Source organism: Ruegeria sp. CI1 (assembly GCF_056536925.1).
The window spans coordinates 345500-359749 of sequence record NZ_JBQFQP010000002.1 but is presented as its reverse complement, the minus strand read 5'-3'; the positions used below and the strand labels follow the sequence as shown (position 1 = coordinate 359749).

At 55.2% G+C, this 14250-nt stretch carries 13 protein-coding genes and 1 pseudogene; 1 reads left to right on the top strand and 13 read right to left on the bottom strand.

Features of this window, described 5'->3' with window-relative positions:
- Nucleotides 1–211 precede the first annotated feature (211 nt).
- Nucleotides 212–571 (top strand): annotated as a pseudogene (locus tag ACR0LZ_RS03725) (DDE-type integrase/transposase/recombinase); the annotation flags it as partial.
- 128 nt (nt 572–699) lie between these two features.
- Here ACR0LZ_RS03725 and lpxB read toward each other — a convergent pair.
- The 13 genes from lpxB to ACR0LZ_RS03660 all read right to left on the bottom strand — a co-directional run bounded on the left by lpxB (nt 700) and on the right by ACR0LZ_RS03660 (nt 14249).
- Entirely contained in the window at nt 700–1857 is a 1158-nt protein-coding gene (gene lpxB / locus ACR0LZ_RS03720; RefSeq protein ID WP_480748428.1) for a lipid-A-disaccharide synthase, read from the bottom strand.
- Nucleotides 1857–2651 carry an LpxI family protein gene (locus ACR0LZ_RS03715; protein ID WP_480748427.1) on the bottom strand — a complete coding sequence of 265 codons (795 nt, stop codon included), beginning with the start codon at nt 2649–2651 and terminating at the stop codon, nt 1857–1859. The genes lpxB and ACR0LZ_RS03715 overlap by 1 nt, the downstream gene beginning before the upstream one ends.
- A 4-nt stretch (nt 2652–2655) precedes the next feature.
- Nucleotides 2656–3441 carry an acyl-ACP--UDP-N-acetylglucosamine O-acyltransferase gene (gene lpxA / locus ACR0LZ_RS03710; RefSeq protein ID WP_480748426.1) on the bottom strand — a complete coding sequence of 262 codons (786 nt, stop codon included), beginning with the start codon at nt 3439–3441 and terminating at the stop codon, nt 2656–2658.
- A complete protein-coding gene (fabZ, locus tag ACR0LZ_RS03705) occupies nt 3438–3911 on the bottom strand; it encodes a 3-hydroxyacyl-ACP dehydratase FabZ (protein WP_480748425.1) in 474 nt (157 codons plus the stop codon). Before fabZ ends, lpxA begins: the two co-directional genes overlap by 4 nt.
- Before the next feature lie 70 nt (nt 3912–3981).
- Nucleotides 3982–4569: an OmpH/Skp family outer membrane protein gene (locus ACR0LZ_RS03700; RefSeq protein ID WP_480748424.1), complete on the bottom strand. Its 588-nt coding sequence runs from the start codon at nt 4567–4569 to the stop codon at nt 3982–3984.
- A 6-nt stretch (nt 4570–4575) separates the two neighbouring features.
- Nucleotides 4576–6936 (bottom strand): outer membrane protein assembly factor BamA, encoded by a 2361-nt coding sequence (gene bamA, locus ACR0LZ_RS03695; RefSeq protein ID WP_480748423.1) that lies wholly within the window; start codon nt 6934–6936, stop codon nt 4576–4578.
- 354 nt (nt 6937–7290) lie between these two features.
- The gene (gene rseP, locus ACR0LZ_RS03690; RefSeq protein WP_480748422.1) at nt 7291–8643 is read right to left on the bottom strand and encodes an RIP metalloprotease RseP; all 1353 of its coding nucleotides are present in this window, start codon (nt 8641–8643) and stop codon (nt 7291–7293) included.
- A gap of 4 nt (nt 8644–8647) precedes the next feature.
- Nucleotides 8648–9820, bottom strand: a complete 1173-nt coding sequence (gene dxr, locus ACR0LZ_RS03685) for a 1-deoxy-D-xylulose-5-phosphate reductoisomerase (protein WP_480748421.1) — start codon at nt 9818–9820, stop codon at nt 8648–8650.
- Complete coding sequence (locus tag ACR0LZ_RS03680) at nt 9820–10602, bottom strand: phosphatidate cytidylyltransferase (protein WP_480748420.1); 783 nt, start codon at nt 10600–10602, stop codon at nt 9820–9822. The genes dxr and ACR0LZ_RS03680 overlap by 1 nt, the downstream gene beginning before the upstream one ends.
- The gene (locus tag ACR0LZ_RS03675; protein WP_480748419.1) at nt 10599–11330 is read right to left on the bottom strand and encodes an isoprenyl transferase; all 732 of its coding nucleotides are present in this window, start codon (nt 11328–11330) and stop codon (nt 10599–10601) included. The genes ACR0LZ_RS03680 and ACR0LZ_RS03675 overlap by 4 nt, the downstream gene beginning before the upstream one ends.
- An 8-nt stretch (nt 11331–11338) precedes the next feature.
- Nucleotides 11339–11905 carry a ribosome recycling factor gene (frr, locus tag ACR0LZ_RS03670; RefSeq protein ID WP_480748418.1) on the bottom strand — a complete coding sequence of 189 codons (567 nt, stop codon included), beginning with the start codon at nt 11903–11905 and terminating at the stop codon, nt 11339–11341.
- 181 nt (nt 11906–12086) lie between these two features.
- Nucleotides 12087–13082 carry an acryloyl-CoA reductase gene (gene acuI, locus ACR0LZ_RS03665; protein WP_480748417.1) on the bottom strand — a complete coding sequence of 332 codons (996 nt, stop codon included), beginning with the start codon at nt 13080–13082 and terminating at the stop codon, nt 12087–12089.
- 72 nt (nt 13083–13154) lie between these two features.
- On the bottom strand, nt 13155–14249 hold the full coding sequence (locus ACR0LZ_RS03660) for a dimethylsulfoniopropionate demethylase (RefSeq protein ID WP_480748416.1): 1095 nt from the start codon (nt 14247–14249) through the stop codon (nt 13155–13157).
- Nucleotide 14250 lies beyond the last annotated feature (1 nt).

Genomic DNA, 14250 nt, shown 5'->3' with positions numbered 1-14250 from the left:
CGCACAGCGCTTTGGCATATCGTCCGCCAGCACCAGAAAGCATCGTTCCGATAGACCAAAGGCCGACAATGCACTAACCATCAAACCGGACCACCCGATGGGGGCACGCCAGATGAGGTCTACGTGTAAGTTCGTGGTGAATGGGTTTATTTGTGCCGGGCCGTCGACGGTAACGGTCAAACCCTTGATTTAATGCTGTCAACAAAAGCGCGACACGAAAGCTGCAATGAAATTCTTCGCCAACGCCCTGTTTCATAATGGCGCCAAAAAAAAACGGACCACAATTGACGAAAGTCGTAGTAACACCGCCGGGTTCAAGGGAGTGAACAAGATTTTCAGGCGGTTGCAGATACCTGTCAAGATCGACACCGTCAGATCGAAGTACCTCAACACCATCGTCGAGCGGGATCATCGTTTCATAAAGCGGCTCACGAGACCTGTGCTCGGGTTCAAATGCTTCATCTCAGCATCAGCAACACGCGCGGGCATCGAGGTGGCCAACATGATCCGAAACGGTCAACTCGGACCTTCGACAAACGGATTCCGTCAATTTGCGGAGCTCACAGGATGAATAAACCCAACTTGAGCGTTGGCTTTGAACCACCGAAAAGTTTGCGACAGATCCGCGGCGAAGTCCTCCAACGTGGCTAGAATCTGGTTGAAGACTACAGAGGCTGATTCAAAAGGCAAACCGAACCCTTACCTCTTCATTCGCTCCAGAACGGCCCGTGCCGCCCGGAGACCCGGCGCTTCGCCACCTCGTCCCAGACGTTCCATCGTGACTCTCATCGCGTCGGCCTGAGATCGCGGATTGGAATGCACCTGTCGCAATTGGTCGGCGATTTCCGACGGCTGGCAGGCCGGTCCCAGACATTCCGGAACCGTGCGACTTTCACTCACCAGATTGACCAACGTAACAGTATCAAGATTGACCATTCTTTCGGCCAATTTCTGTGTCAGCCAACTGAGTTTATATGCAATTACCATCGGTGTGGCCTGAGCGGCCAACTCTAACGAAACGGTCCCAGATGCGGCCAACGCCAGTTCGGCGGCAGCAAAACTCGCGCGTTTATAGGCCCCGGCCTGAACCGCGTCGGTTTTACGTGGATCCAAAATGACCGGCTTTCCTGGCCAGTCCGTTATTTGGGTGGCTACGTGCTCGGCCATGTGGGCCACCACCGGGACCACTACACGCATTTCCGGCTTATCTTTCAGAAACAACCGTTGCGCTTCGCCGAATATGGGAGCCAGCCTATCTATTTCGCCGCGACGTGAACCAGGCAGCACCAGCAGAAGCGGAGCTTCGCCCAGATCATAGGCGGCTCGAAATTCGGCAACGTCTTCAGCAGTGGCGACAGGTTCGCTGACGACCGGATGCCCGACGAAATCGCACTCCATCCCTGCACGCTCCATGAAGGGCGGCTCGAACGGTAACAAAGCCAGAACGTGGTCAATGACCTTTGCCATCTTGCCTGCCCGTCCAGGCCGCCAGGCCCAGACGCTGGGGGCCACATAGTGAACTGTGCGAATGTCGCTTTCTGCTTTGACCCGTTTTGCCACACGCAGCGAAAAATCCGGGCTGTCGATGGTGATCATGACGTCCGGCTTGGTGTCCAATACCGCCTGTGCAGTCTCGGCGATACGACGTTTGAGATGAAAGAACTTCGGAAGAACCTCTACCAAGCCCATGACACTGAGTTCCGCCATGGGAAACCGACTGACCAGGCCATTCGCCTCCATTAGGGGGCCGCCAATCCCATCGAACGCCATCCCAGGGTCGAGAGTTTTCAGGCCCTCCATCAGGGCCCCGCCCAACCGGTCACCGGATGGTTCACCAGCCAGCAGGAAGACCCGCATCAGACCGCACGCTCCCGCACCAGCAGGAACAGGCCAAGGCGGTTGCATTCTTCGACCACGGTTTTACGATCCAGAACCATAACCCCGCCTTTTTCAATCACGATACCAGACAGTCCAGCCACAACAGCAGCGGTTACAGTGTCAGGGCCAATGACAGGCAAATCGACCCGCCGGTCCTGATCCGGTTTCGGTGCCTTGAACAGGACACCACCACCCGCATCAGGACGTTGCGTCAACGACTCCAGCATCCAGTTTGTGCCAAACACGCCTTCTATTGCCAATGCTTGCCCATGCAGAACGACGCAGGCCTGGCCGATATCCGCTGCACTCATTGCCCTCAGAATGCCCGCACCCCGATCGGCATCCGCCAAATCTTCATCGGATGGTAACGCATCCGTCAAACACCCCAAAGGCGGCAGAATATCCGGGGCAAGCTCGTGCGCGGCCCGCACCTGCAACCCTGAATCCTCGAAGATACCGATAACTGCCCGCAATGCACCGTCATCGCCGGACATGATCGCTCGCTGAAGAACCGGCACAAGCGGAAGAGTTTGCGCATCGATCCGCTTGGGATCGATTACCGGTCGGCGTACTGTACCCGCCATACAAACCTCGGTCACGCCCTGGGCCAAGAGATCGGCAATAAAACTTCCCAACTGCTCTAGAGGGAACAACTTGTCGACCGGCATTTGGTCAGGTTCGAACCCCTCCAACGCGCAAATCAGAGGGCGCTCGGGCAATCTGGCCACCAACTCGTCCGGCAAGGCACCAGTTCCTGCTATCAGTGCCAACATGAGGTCATTTTCCCGGCGTCAGGAAGGAGCGGTCGGTATCGCCGGTCACGAAATCAACGATCCTTTGCACGTATTCGCTGTGACTCGTCTCTCCAACGCGTTTGGCGCGCTCCATGAACGTCCCTCCACCTTCGGAAAGCTCACGAAACGCTGCACGCAGCGCGGAAATATCCTCGCGTGGAACGCCACGTCGCTTGAGCCCAACCAGATTGAGACCATCAAGTACCCCACGAGGCCCCTGAACCAATCCGTAAGGGATCACGTCATTGGGAACCATTGTAAGCGCTCCGATAATCGCGCCCCGACCGACGCGCACCCATTGATGCAATCCCGAGATACCGCCCACGATCACGTCATCTTCGATGATACAGTGACCAGCCGCACCTGCGTGATTGACCATGATGACACGGTTGCCGATCTGCACGTCGTGAGCCACGTGGACACCCGCCATCAACAAACAATCATCGCCGATCCTGGTAACACCGCCGCCACCCACGGTACCGGAATTGACAGTGACATGCTCGCGGATGCGGTTTCGTTTGCCGATTTCCAGCCGCGTATTTTCGCCCTGGAACTTCAAATCCTGTGGGATTTCACCAATCACCGCGAAATTGAAGATGACTGTATCTTCTCCGACCGAGGTTTCACCGGTGACAACGACATGGGATTTTAACTCTACCCGATCAGCCAAGTTGACCTGCGGCCCAACATAGCAAAAAGGACCAATCACACAGTCCCGACCGATGGCTGCGCCGTCTTCAACAATAGCGCTGGGGTGAACACGGCTCATGTCGTTTTTTCCATATCCCAATCGACATAAGCCGAAAACTCGGCTTCGGCAGCCACTTCTCCATCCACGGTTGCGCGTCCGCTGAACTTGAAAATCTTGCCACCAACCTTGCCGCGCACGGTTTCGACATGCATTTCCAATACGTCGCCTGGCACAACCTTGCGCCGGAATTTGCACTTGTCGATATTCATGAAATAAATCAGCAGTTCGCTGTCGATGACATTCATGCCGACCCCCAGCATTACCCCTGCCGTCTGTGCCATCGCCTCGACAATCGTCACGCCGGGCATAATCGGGGTTCCGGGGAAATGTCCCTGAAAATGCGGCTCGTTCATTGTGACGTTCTTGATGCCCACTGCTGAGTGGTAGCCCTTGATATCGACAACCTTGTCGACCAGCAGAAACGGATAGCGATGCGGCAGAATACGCTGAATCAGCTGGATGTCTGCACTCTTGGTTTCCGTGGTCATGGCGCGATTTTCCTGTTCTGGATGTCTTTCATGCGTGGTTAGCAATACAGTTCGGTTAGGGCAAGCGTACCTACTCCGTATCGCGGTTTTCCAACTCTCGCCCGTCACCAATCGCGGCATTGATACGGGCGATTGCCAAATCGGTGATATCCGTTGCGTCCGAGCTTAAAAACACATTCGAGCGTTCCAGGATCACTCCTGCCCCGGTATCCTGCATGAGGCGGGCAAGAACAGGTCTTACCAACTCTCGAAACATGGCCCGCGCTCGATCCGTTCTCGCTGTAAGCGCATCCAGTTTCGCCTTTTGCCCATCCCGGTGTGATTGGACCTTATTGTCAAATGCATCCGCCAGTTCGCGAAACGCATCGGGTTCCATGTCACGACGCAGTTCGGTCAATTCTTTTTCTTCGCGGCTCAGGTCGGCGATGATCCGTTCGTTCTCGGCGGCGAGCATCGCTCCTTCAGCCTCAATCTCCTCGATAACCCGCCGCCCGAAAGCCGATTCAGAAAAGAGTTTTTCACTGGATATCGTAAGGATGTCTTTCTCGGGCAAACCGAGCTGTTGCGCATTGACTGGGAAGGGAGAGTAGTGAACCAGAAACAAACACAAGGCCCAAATCGGGCCTTGTGTCAGAAACTGGCGAACATAGGTGTTCATTCGGCCTCAGAACCGTGCCTGAATTGTCAGGTCAAAGCTCTGCTCCTTGTCGAAGTCTTCCTTTTTGAGTGCCTTTGAGAAGTTGAAGCGTAGCGGCCCGAAACCTGTAGTCCAAAGGAATGACAACCCGATCACATGGCGAACCGAGCCATCCGCCCCGACGATATTGCCGCCAGCGGTATTCACGTTGTCCAGATTGTAGAGGTTCCCCACGTCATAAAACACACCGCCACGCAGCCCAAGCTCCTCCGGCAATCCCAACGGGAAATCCGCCTCGAAACGCGCGACCCAGTAATAGTTGCCTCCAATGGCGTCATCCTGGCCGTTGGACAGATCGCGCGGCCCGATCCCGGCTGGTTCAAAACCACGGAACGTGTTGGGCCCCAGGATGAAGCGGTCGATAGTACGGCTAAAGTTGTCCCCGCTCCAGGAAAGAGCCCCTACTTCCAAGTCGGCGCGCAGCGTCACTTCTTCATTCAGAACCCTTTGCTGAGCAACAGCCCTGGCAGTGGTTTTGATGTATTCATTGTCACCACCCAAACCGGCTGCATCTACACCAACCTGGAACAGCACACCGGCATTCGGGTTCAAACCGCCAATACGGCTGTCATAGGTGTATGACAGGCCCAATGAGCTCGAAGTCAATTCACCCTGATTGATTTCCGACTGAATAACACTACCGACAGCCTGATCTTCCCGCGAGATCATTTCGCTATCATCCCAACTGTAGCGCAGGGTAAGCGTAGAAAGCTCGCCGATCGCATAACTCAGGGACGGATTGAAGAAAACACGCTTGGTGTCATAGTTCGCAAAGCTCGAGTTTTGCCTGGCCAAACCCAAACCCAGGTCGAACCGCAAACGACGGCCCAACAGATATGGTTCCGAGAAATTGATTGCATATTGCTCAGAGTCCTGTGCGGTCGACAAGGTCAGGCCAAGTGTTTGACCGCGCCCAAGGAAGTTGGTTTCCTGAAGGCCGACCGCAACACCAAAACCATCCGAAATCGAGTAGCTGCCACCAAGGTTGAGCGAACCAGTTGGCTGTTCTTCAACGTCCACGTCAACAATTACCTGACTTGGTGACGTTCCTTCGCGGGTCTCAACGTCAGCGGTCGAAAAGAAACCCAAAGCGCGAATTCGTTCTGCGCTTTGACGGATTTCACGCGGGTTGAATGGATCACCTTCCACGGTGTCGAACTGCCGGCGGATCACGCGATCAAGTGTTGTGGTATTCCCCTCAATGTCGATCCGCTCGACAAAGATGCGCGGTCCTTTGACCAGTGCGAAGGTGACATCCAGCGTCAAATTTCTATCGTTCCGATTCACGCGAGGCTCGACACGCAGAAAGTCCACTCCCTGCTTCAGACCAAGCCTCTCCAACCGAACTAACGAGTTCTCCACATGCGATGGTGAATAAATCACACCCGGCTTGATCTTCAGCGCAGCCTGATATGGTGCCGCATCAACACCAGGGATTTCGCTAACCACCGAAACATTGCCGAACTTGAACTGCTGGCCCTCTGTCACGTTCATGACCAGAAAGAACGCATCGCGTTCACGGGTGAATTCCACGTTGGCGCTGTTGACGCGGAAATCAACATATCCGCGCGACAGGTAGAAATCGCGAAGCACTTGTTTGTCGAACTCAATGCGATCCGCAATGAAGGTATCCGAGCGGAAAAAGGCCCGTAAAAGACCGGCCTGCTTGGTTTCCAAGACCCTGCGCAAGCGGCGGTCGGAATAAACGCGGTTGCCAACAAAGCTAACTCTTTCGATCTCGATCGTATCGCCCTCGGCGATTTCGAAAACCAGATCGACGCGGTTATCGCTGCGCCTGATGATCCTTGGAACGACAGTTGCCGCGACCCGCCCCTGTGCCGAGTAAATCTCGGCAATCAAATTTGCGTCTTTTTCAGCCTGTTCGGGTGTGAACACCCTGCGCGACTCGGACTGGATCACTTCCTGCAAACGGTCGTCGTTGATGCGTCGATTGCCTTCGAAACTGATCTTGTTGATCGTCGGGTTTTCTTTGACCGAAATAACCAAGGTATTGCCACGAGGCGTGAGTTCGACTGTCTCAAAAACACCACTGTCAAGCAGACGCTGAAAGGCGTCATTCAACTGTCCAGCGGTCACTTCCTGCCCCCGCTCTATGCCGGCACGCGAAACAACGGTTGTGTCATCAATACGCTGATTGCCTTCGACCTGGATCGAGTTGAAAGTGTATGTTTGCGCCAGTGCGGCCCCGGTTGTAGAGAAACTGGCCGCAGCAAAGACCAGAAAAATAGAAAGTACAGCGCGCAACAAGATATAGCTATGCACCGTGTTTCGATCGCAGGATGTGCGCGCGCCTCTGCCGTCACTCATGTTATCAATCCAAGTTTTTGTGGCCCTAGAATGGTCACTACCGGGATATCTGCATGTTGTCAAAACCACAAAAGCAAAGCGCGACCAAAAGGTCGCGCGGTTCGAGATTGCTCATAGCAAAGAATCAGAGGTTCAGCACATACGCTCCTGCTGCTAGTGCCAGCGCAATCGCTCCAAAACTGAGAAACCTATCCCAGTTCAAAGACATGATGAGGCTGATGCCGCGATACGAAGTTTGCAAAGAATGAATCATGGTTTGATCGACAGAATGATGTGGTTCAGTTGAGCCAGCCTAGCTTTGGAATGAGGCATTACTGAGGCGGAATTGAGGCGTATCGCCGCTGTTCCATTTACTCAGCAGAACAAGTCATTGCTAAGGGAAAACACCATCAATGACAGGATCAACGTGATCCCGACCCCCATCAACACCTTCAACGCCGCATCACTGGGTGGGCGTCCGGCAATGGCTTCGTAGGCATAAAACACCAGATGCCCCCCATCCAACGCCGGGATCGGGAACAGATTCAGCATTCCAACTGCGGTCGACAGAACAGCGATGAACCAAATGAAACTTTGCGCCCCCTGGCTGGCCATGGCGCCGGATGTTTCCGCAATACCGATAGGTCCGGAAATATTGCAAGTACTGATCGCACCAGTGATCATGTGCCATATGCCAGACAATGACCCTTCGACAATTCTCATCGTCTGTGCAGCGCCATCGCCGAGTGCTGTCAGAAAACCGGTTGGTTCGGTGGCAGGTTCCAGCATCATCCCGCCAACAATCCCAATCCGCCAGTGCGTGACAAACCCGCCTTCGGGTTGCGGCTCATCCGTACGTCTGGGTGCCAACGCGAATTCGTGCGTTTGCCCGTCCCGCCAGACATCCAACAGCAATACGCGTCCATCGGATGTTTCGACGCGCTCTTTCAATTGAGAAAAGGCAAAGATCGGATCGCCATCAACGGACAGAATAACGTCCCCCGGTTCCAACTCAATGTCCATAGCCGCGCTGCGCGGGGCAACTTGTTGAATCAAAGGTGGAAACAGCCAAGGACCTTTGACAACCAGTTCTTGTCCATCCCGTAGAACCGTGTAGTCCAAAGACGCGGACTCAGGCAGGCTGTCGACAAATCCGGACCATTGGGCGCTTTGGTCGAAATCCGGTGTATCTACTCCATTGATTGCCCTGATTTCGTCGCCGATCCGCAACTCTTGAACCGTGTTCGGCAACGGGAACAATTCCCCCACAGTCAGGGGGCTTTTGGCCTGCCCCTGAAACATGAATATCAAACCGAATACGATTATCGACATAATAAAATTAAAGACCGGCCCAGCGGCAACAGTTGCCGTACGCGCCCAAAGCGGTGCGCCGTGCATGGTGTGGCGGATATCATCCGGATTTTTGCGATAGATCTCGGCCATTGACTCGCCATCCTTGCCCGATGCCGCGTTGGCATCCCCCAGGAATTTGACATAACCGCCAAATGGCAGAGCGGCGATCTGCCAACGCGTGCCATGCTTGTCCATCCGACTCCACAAGACCGGCCCGAAACCCAGTGAAAACACTTCGGCGTGTATGCCAGTCCAACGGCCAACGATATAGTGGCCATATTCGTGCACGGCCACAATAACAGACAGCGCCACGACAAAGGCCAGAATCGTATACAAAAGTCCGCCAAATTGCGGGATCAGAGAGATGATATCCAAGTTTTTATCCTGCTCGTTTCAGCATCGCGTCATCTGTCCACCTACGTGCCAGATGGTCTGTTTGCTGAACGTTATCAAGGGTCATTGGGGCGTCAATAAGACCTGAAGCGCCCTCAAATCTGTCAAGAACGCTTTCAACGATGGCAGCCATCTCCAGAAACCCGACTTTACGCGCTATGAAGAGATCCAAGGCTCGCTCTTTAGCCGCATTGAAAACAGCGCCTGCCAAGCCCCCTCGTTCCATCACTTCGCGCGCCAGTCGAAGTGCGGGATACCGCGTTTCGTCCGGTTGACGAAAATGCAACCGCTCAAGTTTTGTCAGATCCAGACGATCAACTGGCAATTCGCGTCGTTCCGGCCAATGCAGTGCATAACCGATGGCGTGGCGCATGTCAGGCGCTCCCAAGTGCGCCATCAATGCGCCGTCACGAAACCCAACCAAAGCGTGCACCATGGATTCGGGATGGACGACGACTTCGATCTGCGATGGGTCAACACCGAAAAACTCTCTTGTTTCGATAAGTTCAAGCGCCTTGTTGAACATGGACGCGCTATCAATGGTAATCCGCTGACCCATATTCCAGTTCGGATGCCGTGAAGCCTGTTCCACTGTCGCCTGCTTCAGGTCTTCCATCGACCAGTCTCGAAACGCTCCACCACTTGCCGTAATAATGACTCGTTCGACCGCTTCAATATCCTCGCCAACCAACGCCTGAAACACCGCCGAGTGTTCGCTGTCGACCGGCAGCAGACTTGCATTGTGAGCTTTGGCAGTTTCCAACACCAATTTACCGGCACAAACCAGCGTTTCCTTGTTGGCGAGTGCCAGCGTAGCACCTTGTTTCAGCGCCTCGAGTCCCGGTGCCAGCCCCGCGGCACCGACGATCGCTGACATGACCCAGTCAGCCGGCCTGGACGCGGCCTCGTCCAACGCTGCCTGCCCCGCCGCCGCTTCGACACCGGTGCCGGCCAAAGCGTGGCGGAGTTCGGGCAGGCATTCTTCGTAGGCAGTAATCGCGACGTCCGCGCGCAAACGCTGGGCGTCTTCAGCCAAACGCTTAACATTGGCACCGCCGGTCAGAGCGACGATGTCATAAGCGTCCACATCACGATCAATCAAATCGATGGTGCTTTGACCAATCGACCCGGTGGCGCCGAAAATCGTGACCTTTCGCATTACATCACTCCGGGCTCATAAATGAGCCCTGCCAACAAGACAAATACGGCCGCACCCATCATACCATCAAAGCGATCCAGAAAACCGCCATGCCCCGGAATTAGATTGGAGCTGTCCTTGACACCCAGCCTGCGCTTCAAAGCGCTTTCGGCAATATCCCCGAACTGGCTGGCCATGGACGTCATGACAGACATGACAATCAAACCAGGACCAATCCCCGCATAAACAGAGAATACTGCGCCAACAAGCCCAGCTGCGATCCATCCGCCGGCGGTTCCGGACCAGGTTTTTTTGGGACTGACACGAGGCCAGAACTTGGGGCCTCCAATAGCCTTCCCAGCAAAATACCCGGCCACATCGGTAGCCACTACAACGGCGATCAACCAAAGAATCCAGCCGAACCCCAAGCCTTCGCGGATGAGGATGAAGCCCAATCCCGACGCGGCGATCCAGAACGCGAATACTAAATAAATGCCCTTCTCACGACCGACCTGTCCTGCTCCGACCAGAGCAGGGGCCAACAGAACCGGCAGGCGGAAAACGGGCGGAAGGTGGTAGCTTATGAAAACCGCTAAGCCAGTCACAAGCGCGAGTTGAAGCGCAACCCCACGATGATCGGGAGAGATCATCCGAGCAAGCTCCCAAATCATAAGTGCCGACGCCGCCGCGATAAAGGACTCGAACCATAGCCCACCAAGCCACACTTCGACCGCCCCGACAGTAACCAGAACCATGGCCGAAATAACGCGAGCCGTCAGATCCGACCAACGCCCATCATTCATACCTTAACGGCCCCAAAACGGCGGTCGCGTGCACCATAACTCCGGCACAGGCGCTCAAGTTCGCTGGCCGTAAAATCCGGCCACAATGTATCGATAAACTCATACTCGGCATAGGCGGACTGCCAGAGAAGGAAATTGGAAATTCGCGCCTCACCGCTGGTTCGGATCACCAGATCCGGGTCCGGTAAAACATGTGTATCCAGGTATTTGGGCAGCGTCTCTTCGTCGACGTCATCGGGTTTCAACCGACCATCGGCGACGTCTTGTGCCAGACGCTTCGTAGCCCGCGACACCTCATCCCGGCCACCATAGTTGAGCGCAATTGTAAGGTTCACGCCTTTGTTTTCCCTGGTTCTTTCCTCCAGCGTGTCCATTAGCAAAATCAGCTTTTCATCCAATCGAACCCGATCGCCAATAAAACGAACCCGAACGCCTTTCGCATCCAGCGCCATTGTTTCCTTGGCAATATAACGACGAAAAAGACTCATCAACCCGGCGACTTCCGCCTGCGTACGCTTCCAGTTTTCGGTTGAGAAAGCAAAAATCGTCAAATACTTGATGCCAAGATCAGGGCACGCCTCAACCACTTCACGGACACGTTTTGCACCCGCATGGTGACCAAACAGCCTTGGTCGCCCCCTGGCCTGCGCCCAACGCCCATTGCCATCCATTATGATGGCGACATGACGTGGCCCCACGGCCGGTTCGCTTATGGGATCTTTTGGCATGGTGCCGCTCAGACCTGCATGATTTCCGCTTGTTTATGCTCCAACGCGTCGTCCACGGTCTTGATCATCTTGTCGGTCAGTTCCTGCACTTCGGCTTCCCAGAACTTCTGGTCATCTTCCGAGACCGCATTGTCGTTCTTAGCTTTCTTGATCTGGTCCATCCCGTCTCGGCGCACGTTTCGAATGGCAACGCGGGCATGTTCCGCATATTGCCCCGCAACCTTGCCCAACTCACGACGACGCTCTTCGTTCAGCTCGGGGATCGGCAACATTATGATGGTGCCATTGAGTTGCGGATTGATTCCCAATCCACTTTCACGAATGGCTTTTTCCACTTTTCCAACCAACGATTTGTCCCAGACATTTACGGTAACCATTCGCGGCTCAGGGACATTCACGGTGCCAACCTGGTTGATCGGGGTCAACGCGCCATAGGCATCGACCATGATCGGCTCCAACATCGAGGCGGACGCACGCCCCGTTCGCAGCGAGGCGAATTCTGTACGCAGGTTGGCCATCGCGCCGTCCATGCGGCGCTGCAGATCTTTGGTATCCAGTTCAAAATCATCAGACATGCTGCTCACTCCCCGAATTCAGGTGCTGTTGGGATGGGTGATAAGCCATCACAAATGGGATGTATAGCAATCATGGCCGGGAATTCTCGCAATTGCGAGAGGACTCGCCGAATTTCACAATAACAAGGGACGTGACCCGCCCGACCCTTTTTGGTCGACGGGTCACCAAATTAGGACGAACCTAAGCGTTCACATCCACTACGACGCGACCTTTGACCTGACCTTTCAGGATGTCTCCGCCCAGTTTTGGCAGATCTCCGAGTGTCGCAGGCTGGATCATTTCCTCAAGCTTATCCATGGGCAGGTCAGAGGCGATGCGATTCCATGCTCGTACGCGGTTGGCATAAGGTTGCATCACACTGTCGATACCGAGCAGGTTCACGCCGCGCAGTATGAATGGCGTGATTAACGCGCCCTCGATTACCGCTCCTCCAGCCAGACCAATGGCGGCAACGGATGCGCCATATTTCATCTGCTTTAAGACCCGCCCCAGCATCACACCGGCAACGGCATCGACGCAGCCGGCCCAGGTTTCGCTTTCCAATGGCTTGCGCGTGGTTTCACTGAATTCATCCCGTCCGACAACCTGGGTCGCACCCAACCCCCTGAGATACGCTTCTTGCTCCGGACGACCAGTCACAGCCGCGACTTCATAGCCGAGATTGGCCAGAATGGCGGTTGCCACACTGCCGACGCCTCCTGCCGCCCCGGTAACCAGAACCGGCCCGTGATCCTTTTGCAGACCGTGATCCTCCAACGCCATGACAGCAAGCATCGACGTAAGTCCTGCGGTTCCGACCGCCATCGCCTGGCGCGTATCCAACCCCGCAGGCAATGGAACCAACCAATCAGCCAACACCCGAGCTTTTTGCCCGTACCCGCCCCAATGCGCCTCACCCACGCGCCAACCGGTCAGAACCACTTTGTCACCGGGTTTGTAACGATCATCGGAACTTTGCTCGACCGTCCCCGCAAAATCGATTCCCGGAACATGCGGGTACTTGCGAACAAGCCCCCCGCCCGGTCCGATGCACAACCCGTCCTTGTAGTTCACAGTAGAGAAATCGACAGCTACCAGAACCTCGCCATTCGGCAGATCATCCACAGCGATCTGCTTTACGGACGCACTGGTCTTTCCGCTTTGCTCGTCTTTTTCCACAACCAACGCATTGAACATCTCAATCTTCCCTTTTCATTTCCGGGTTACAGTCCGCTCTTCTTTCTCTCCAAGAAATTGACGTACCCTATTTTAACGCCAAAACCGGTCCTGCACGACAGCCCATCGCATACCGTGTTCCGTTAAAACCTCGATACGAGTTCCCGGTTCCCAACAGGCGCGATCAACCATGCCTATTGCCACATTCACCTGAAATTCAGGCGAGAACACAGCCGACGCGACCTGTCCCACACTGCCACCGTTGGCCACCAACGGCCAGGACCCTGTGCAGGGTCCAATCTCGCCCTCGATCACCAGGGGCCGGATCTGTCGCGGCGGTCCGTTACGCGCCTGCTCGGCCAAAGCGGCCTTGCCGATGTAGTCCTCGGGAGAGTTGCAGAATCGTCCCAACCCACATTCATACGGGGTATTCTCGCGCCGCATGTCCGAGCCAAAGCTCAATAGCCCGCTTTCGACCCTTTCTATTCCGTTGGGACATCCGGCACGCACCTGCAAGTCACGTCCGGCCGCAAACAGGGCGTTCCACAACGGCATGCCGTATTCTTCGCCTTCGACATAAACCTCGAATCCGCCTTGTTTGGACCAACCTGACCGTGCGACCACGAACTCACGATCCTCGAACCGGAGCTTTTTGTAGCGGAAGAAACGGATATCCCGCACGGCGTCGCCAAAGACACGCGCCATCAACTCATCGGCCTTGGGGCCTTGAACCGCCAGAGGAGACACATCCGGTTCGTCAACCTCCACATCCAAACCCAGTGCAACGGTGATGCCCAAAGCAAATTGCCACAGATCACCGTCAGCGACCGACAGCCAATAGTGATCTTCTGCCAGTTTCACGGCCACAGGATCGTTCAACATGCCACCGTTGTGATCAACCGTCGGAACGTAATAGCATTGATCCGCCGCCATACTGCCCATGTCGCGCGGGCTGAGCATCTTCATCAGCCGCAGAGCATCCGGCCCCTTTATCTCGACCTGCCTCTCACAGGCGACATCCCAAACCTGTACATGTTGCTTGAGATGTGCGCAGTCCGCCTCGACGCTTTCAAAGAAAGTCGGCAGCAACATGTGGTTGTAGACCGTGTAGCCGCCGACACCTTGGGCTTCGACCCCAGGTGTGAACGGCGTCTTTCGGACACGACGGTTAGGAAAAATAACGGCCATA

Excerpts from the sequence above, each read along its gene's own strand:
- lpxB (WP_480748428.1), bottom strand. The coding sequence starts at position 1,857 with ATGCGGGTCTTCCTGCTGGCTGGTGAACCATCCGGTGACCGGTTGGGC.
- ACR0LZ_RS03715 (WP_480748427.1), bottom strand. The coding sequence starts at position 2,651 with ATGTTGGCACTGATAGCAGGAACTGGTGCCTTGCCGGACGAGTTGGTG.
- lpxA (WP_480748426.1), bottom strand. The coding sequence starts at position 3,441 with ATGAGCCGTGTTCACCCCAGCGCTATTGTTGAAGACGGCGCAGCCATC.
- fabZ (WP_480748425.1), bottom strand. The coding sequence starts at position 3,911 with ATGACCACGGAAACCAAGAGTGCAGACATCCAGCTGATTCAGCGTATT.
- ACR0LZ_RS03700 (WP_480748424.1), bottom strand. The coding sequence starts at position 4,569 with ATGAACACCTATGTTCGCCAGTTTCTGACACAAGGCCCGATTTGGGCC.
- bamA (WP_480748423.1), bottom strand. The coding sequence starts at position 6,936 with ATGAGTGACGGCAGAGGCGCGCGCACATCCTGCGATCGAAACACGGTG.
- dxr (WP_480748421.1), bottom strand. The coding sequence starts at position 9,820 with ATGCGAAAGGTCACGATTTTCGGCGCCACCGGGTCGATTGGTCAAAGC.
- ACR0LZ_RS03680 (WP_480748420.1), bottom strand. The coding sequence starts at position 10,602 with ATGAATGATGGGCGTTGGTCGGATCTGACGGCTCGCGTTATTTCGGCC.
- ACR0LZ_RS03675 (WP_480748419.1), bottom strand. The coding sequence starts at position 11,330 with ATGCCAAAAGATCCCATAAGCGAACCGGCCGTGGGGCCACGTCATGTC.
- frr (WP_480748418.1), bottom strand. The coding sequence starts at position 11,905 with ATGTCTGATGATTTTGAACTGGATACCAAAGATCTGCAGCGCCGCATG.
- acuI (WP_480748417.1), bottom strand. The coding sequence starts at position 13,082 with ATGTTCAATGCGTTGGTTGTGGAAAAAGACGAGCAAAGCGGAAAGACC.
- ACR0LZ_RS03660 (WP_480748416.1), bottom strand. The coding sequence starts at position 14,249 with ATGGCCGTTATTTTTCCTAACCGTCGTGTCCGAAAGACGCCGTTCACA.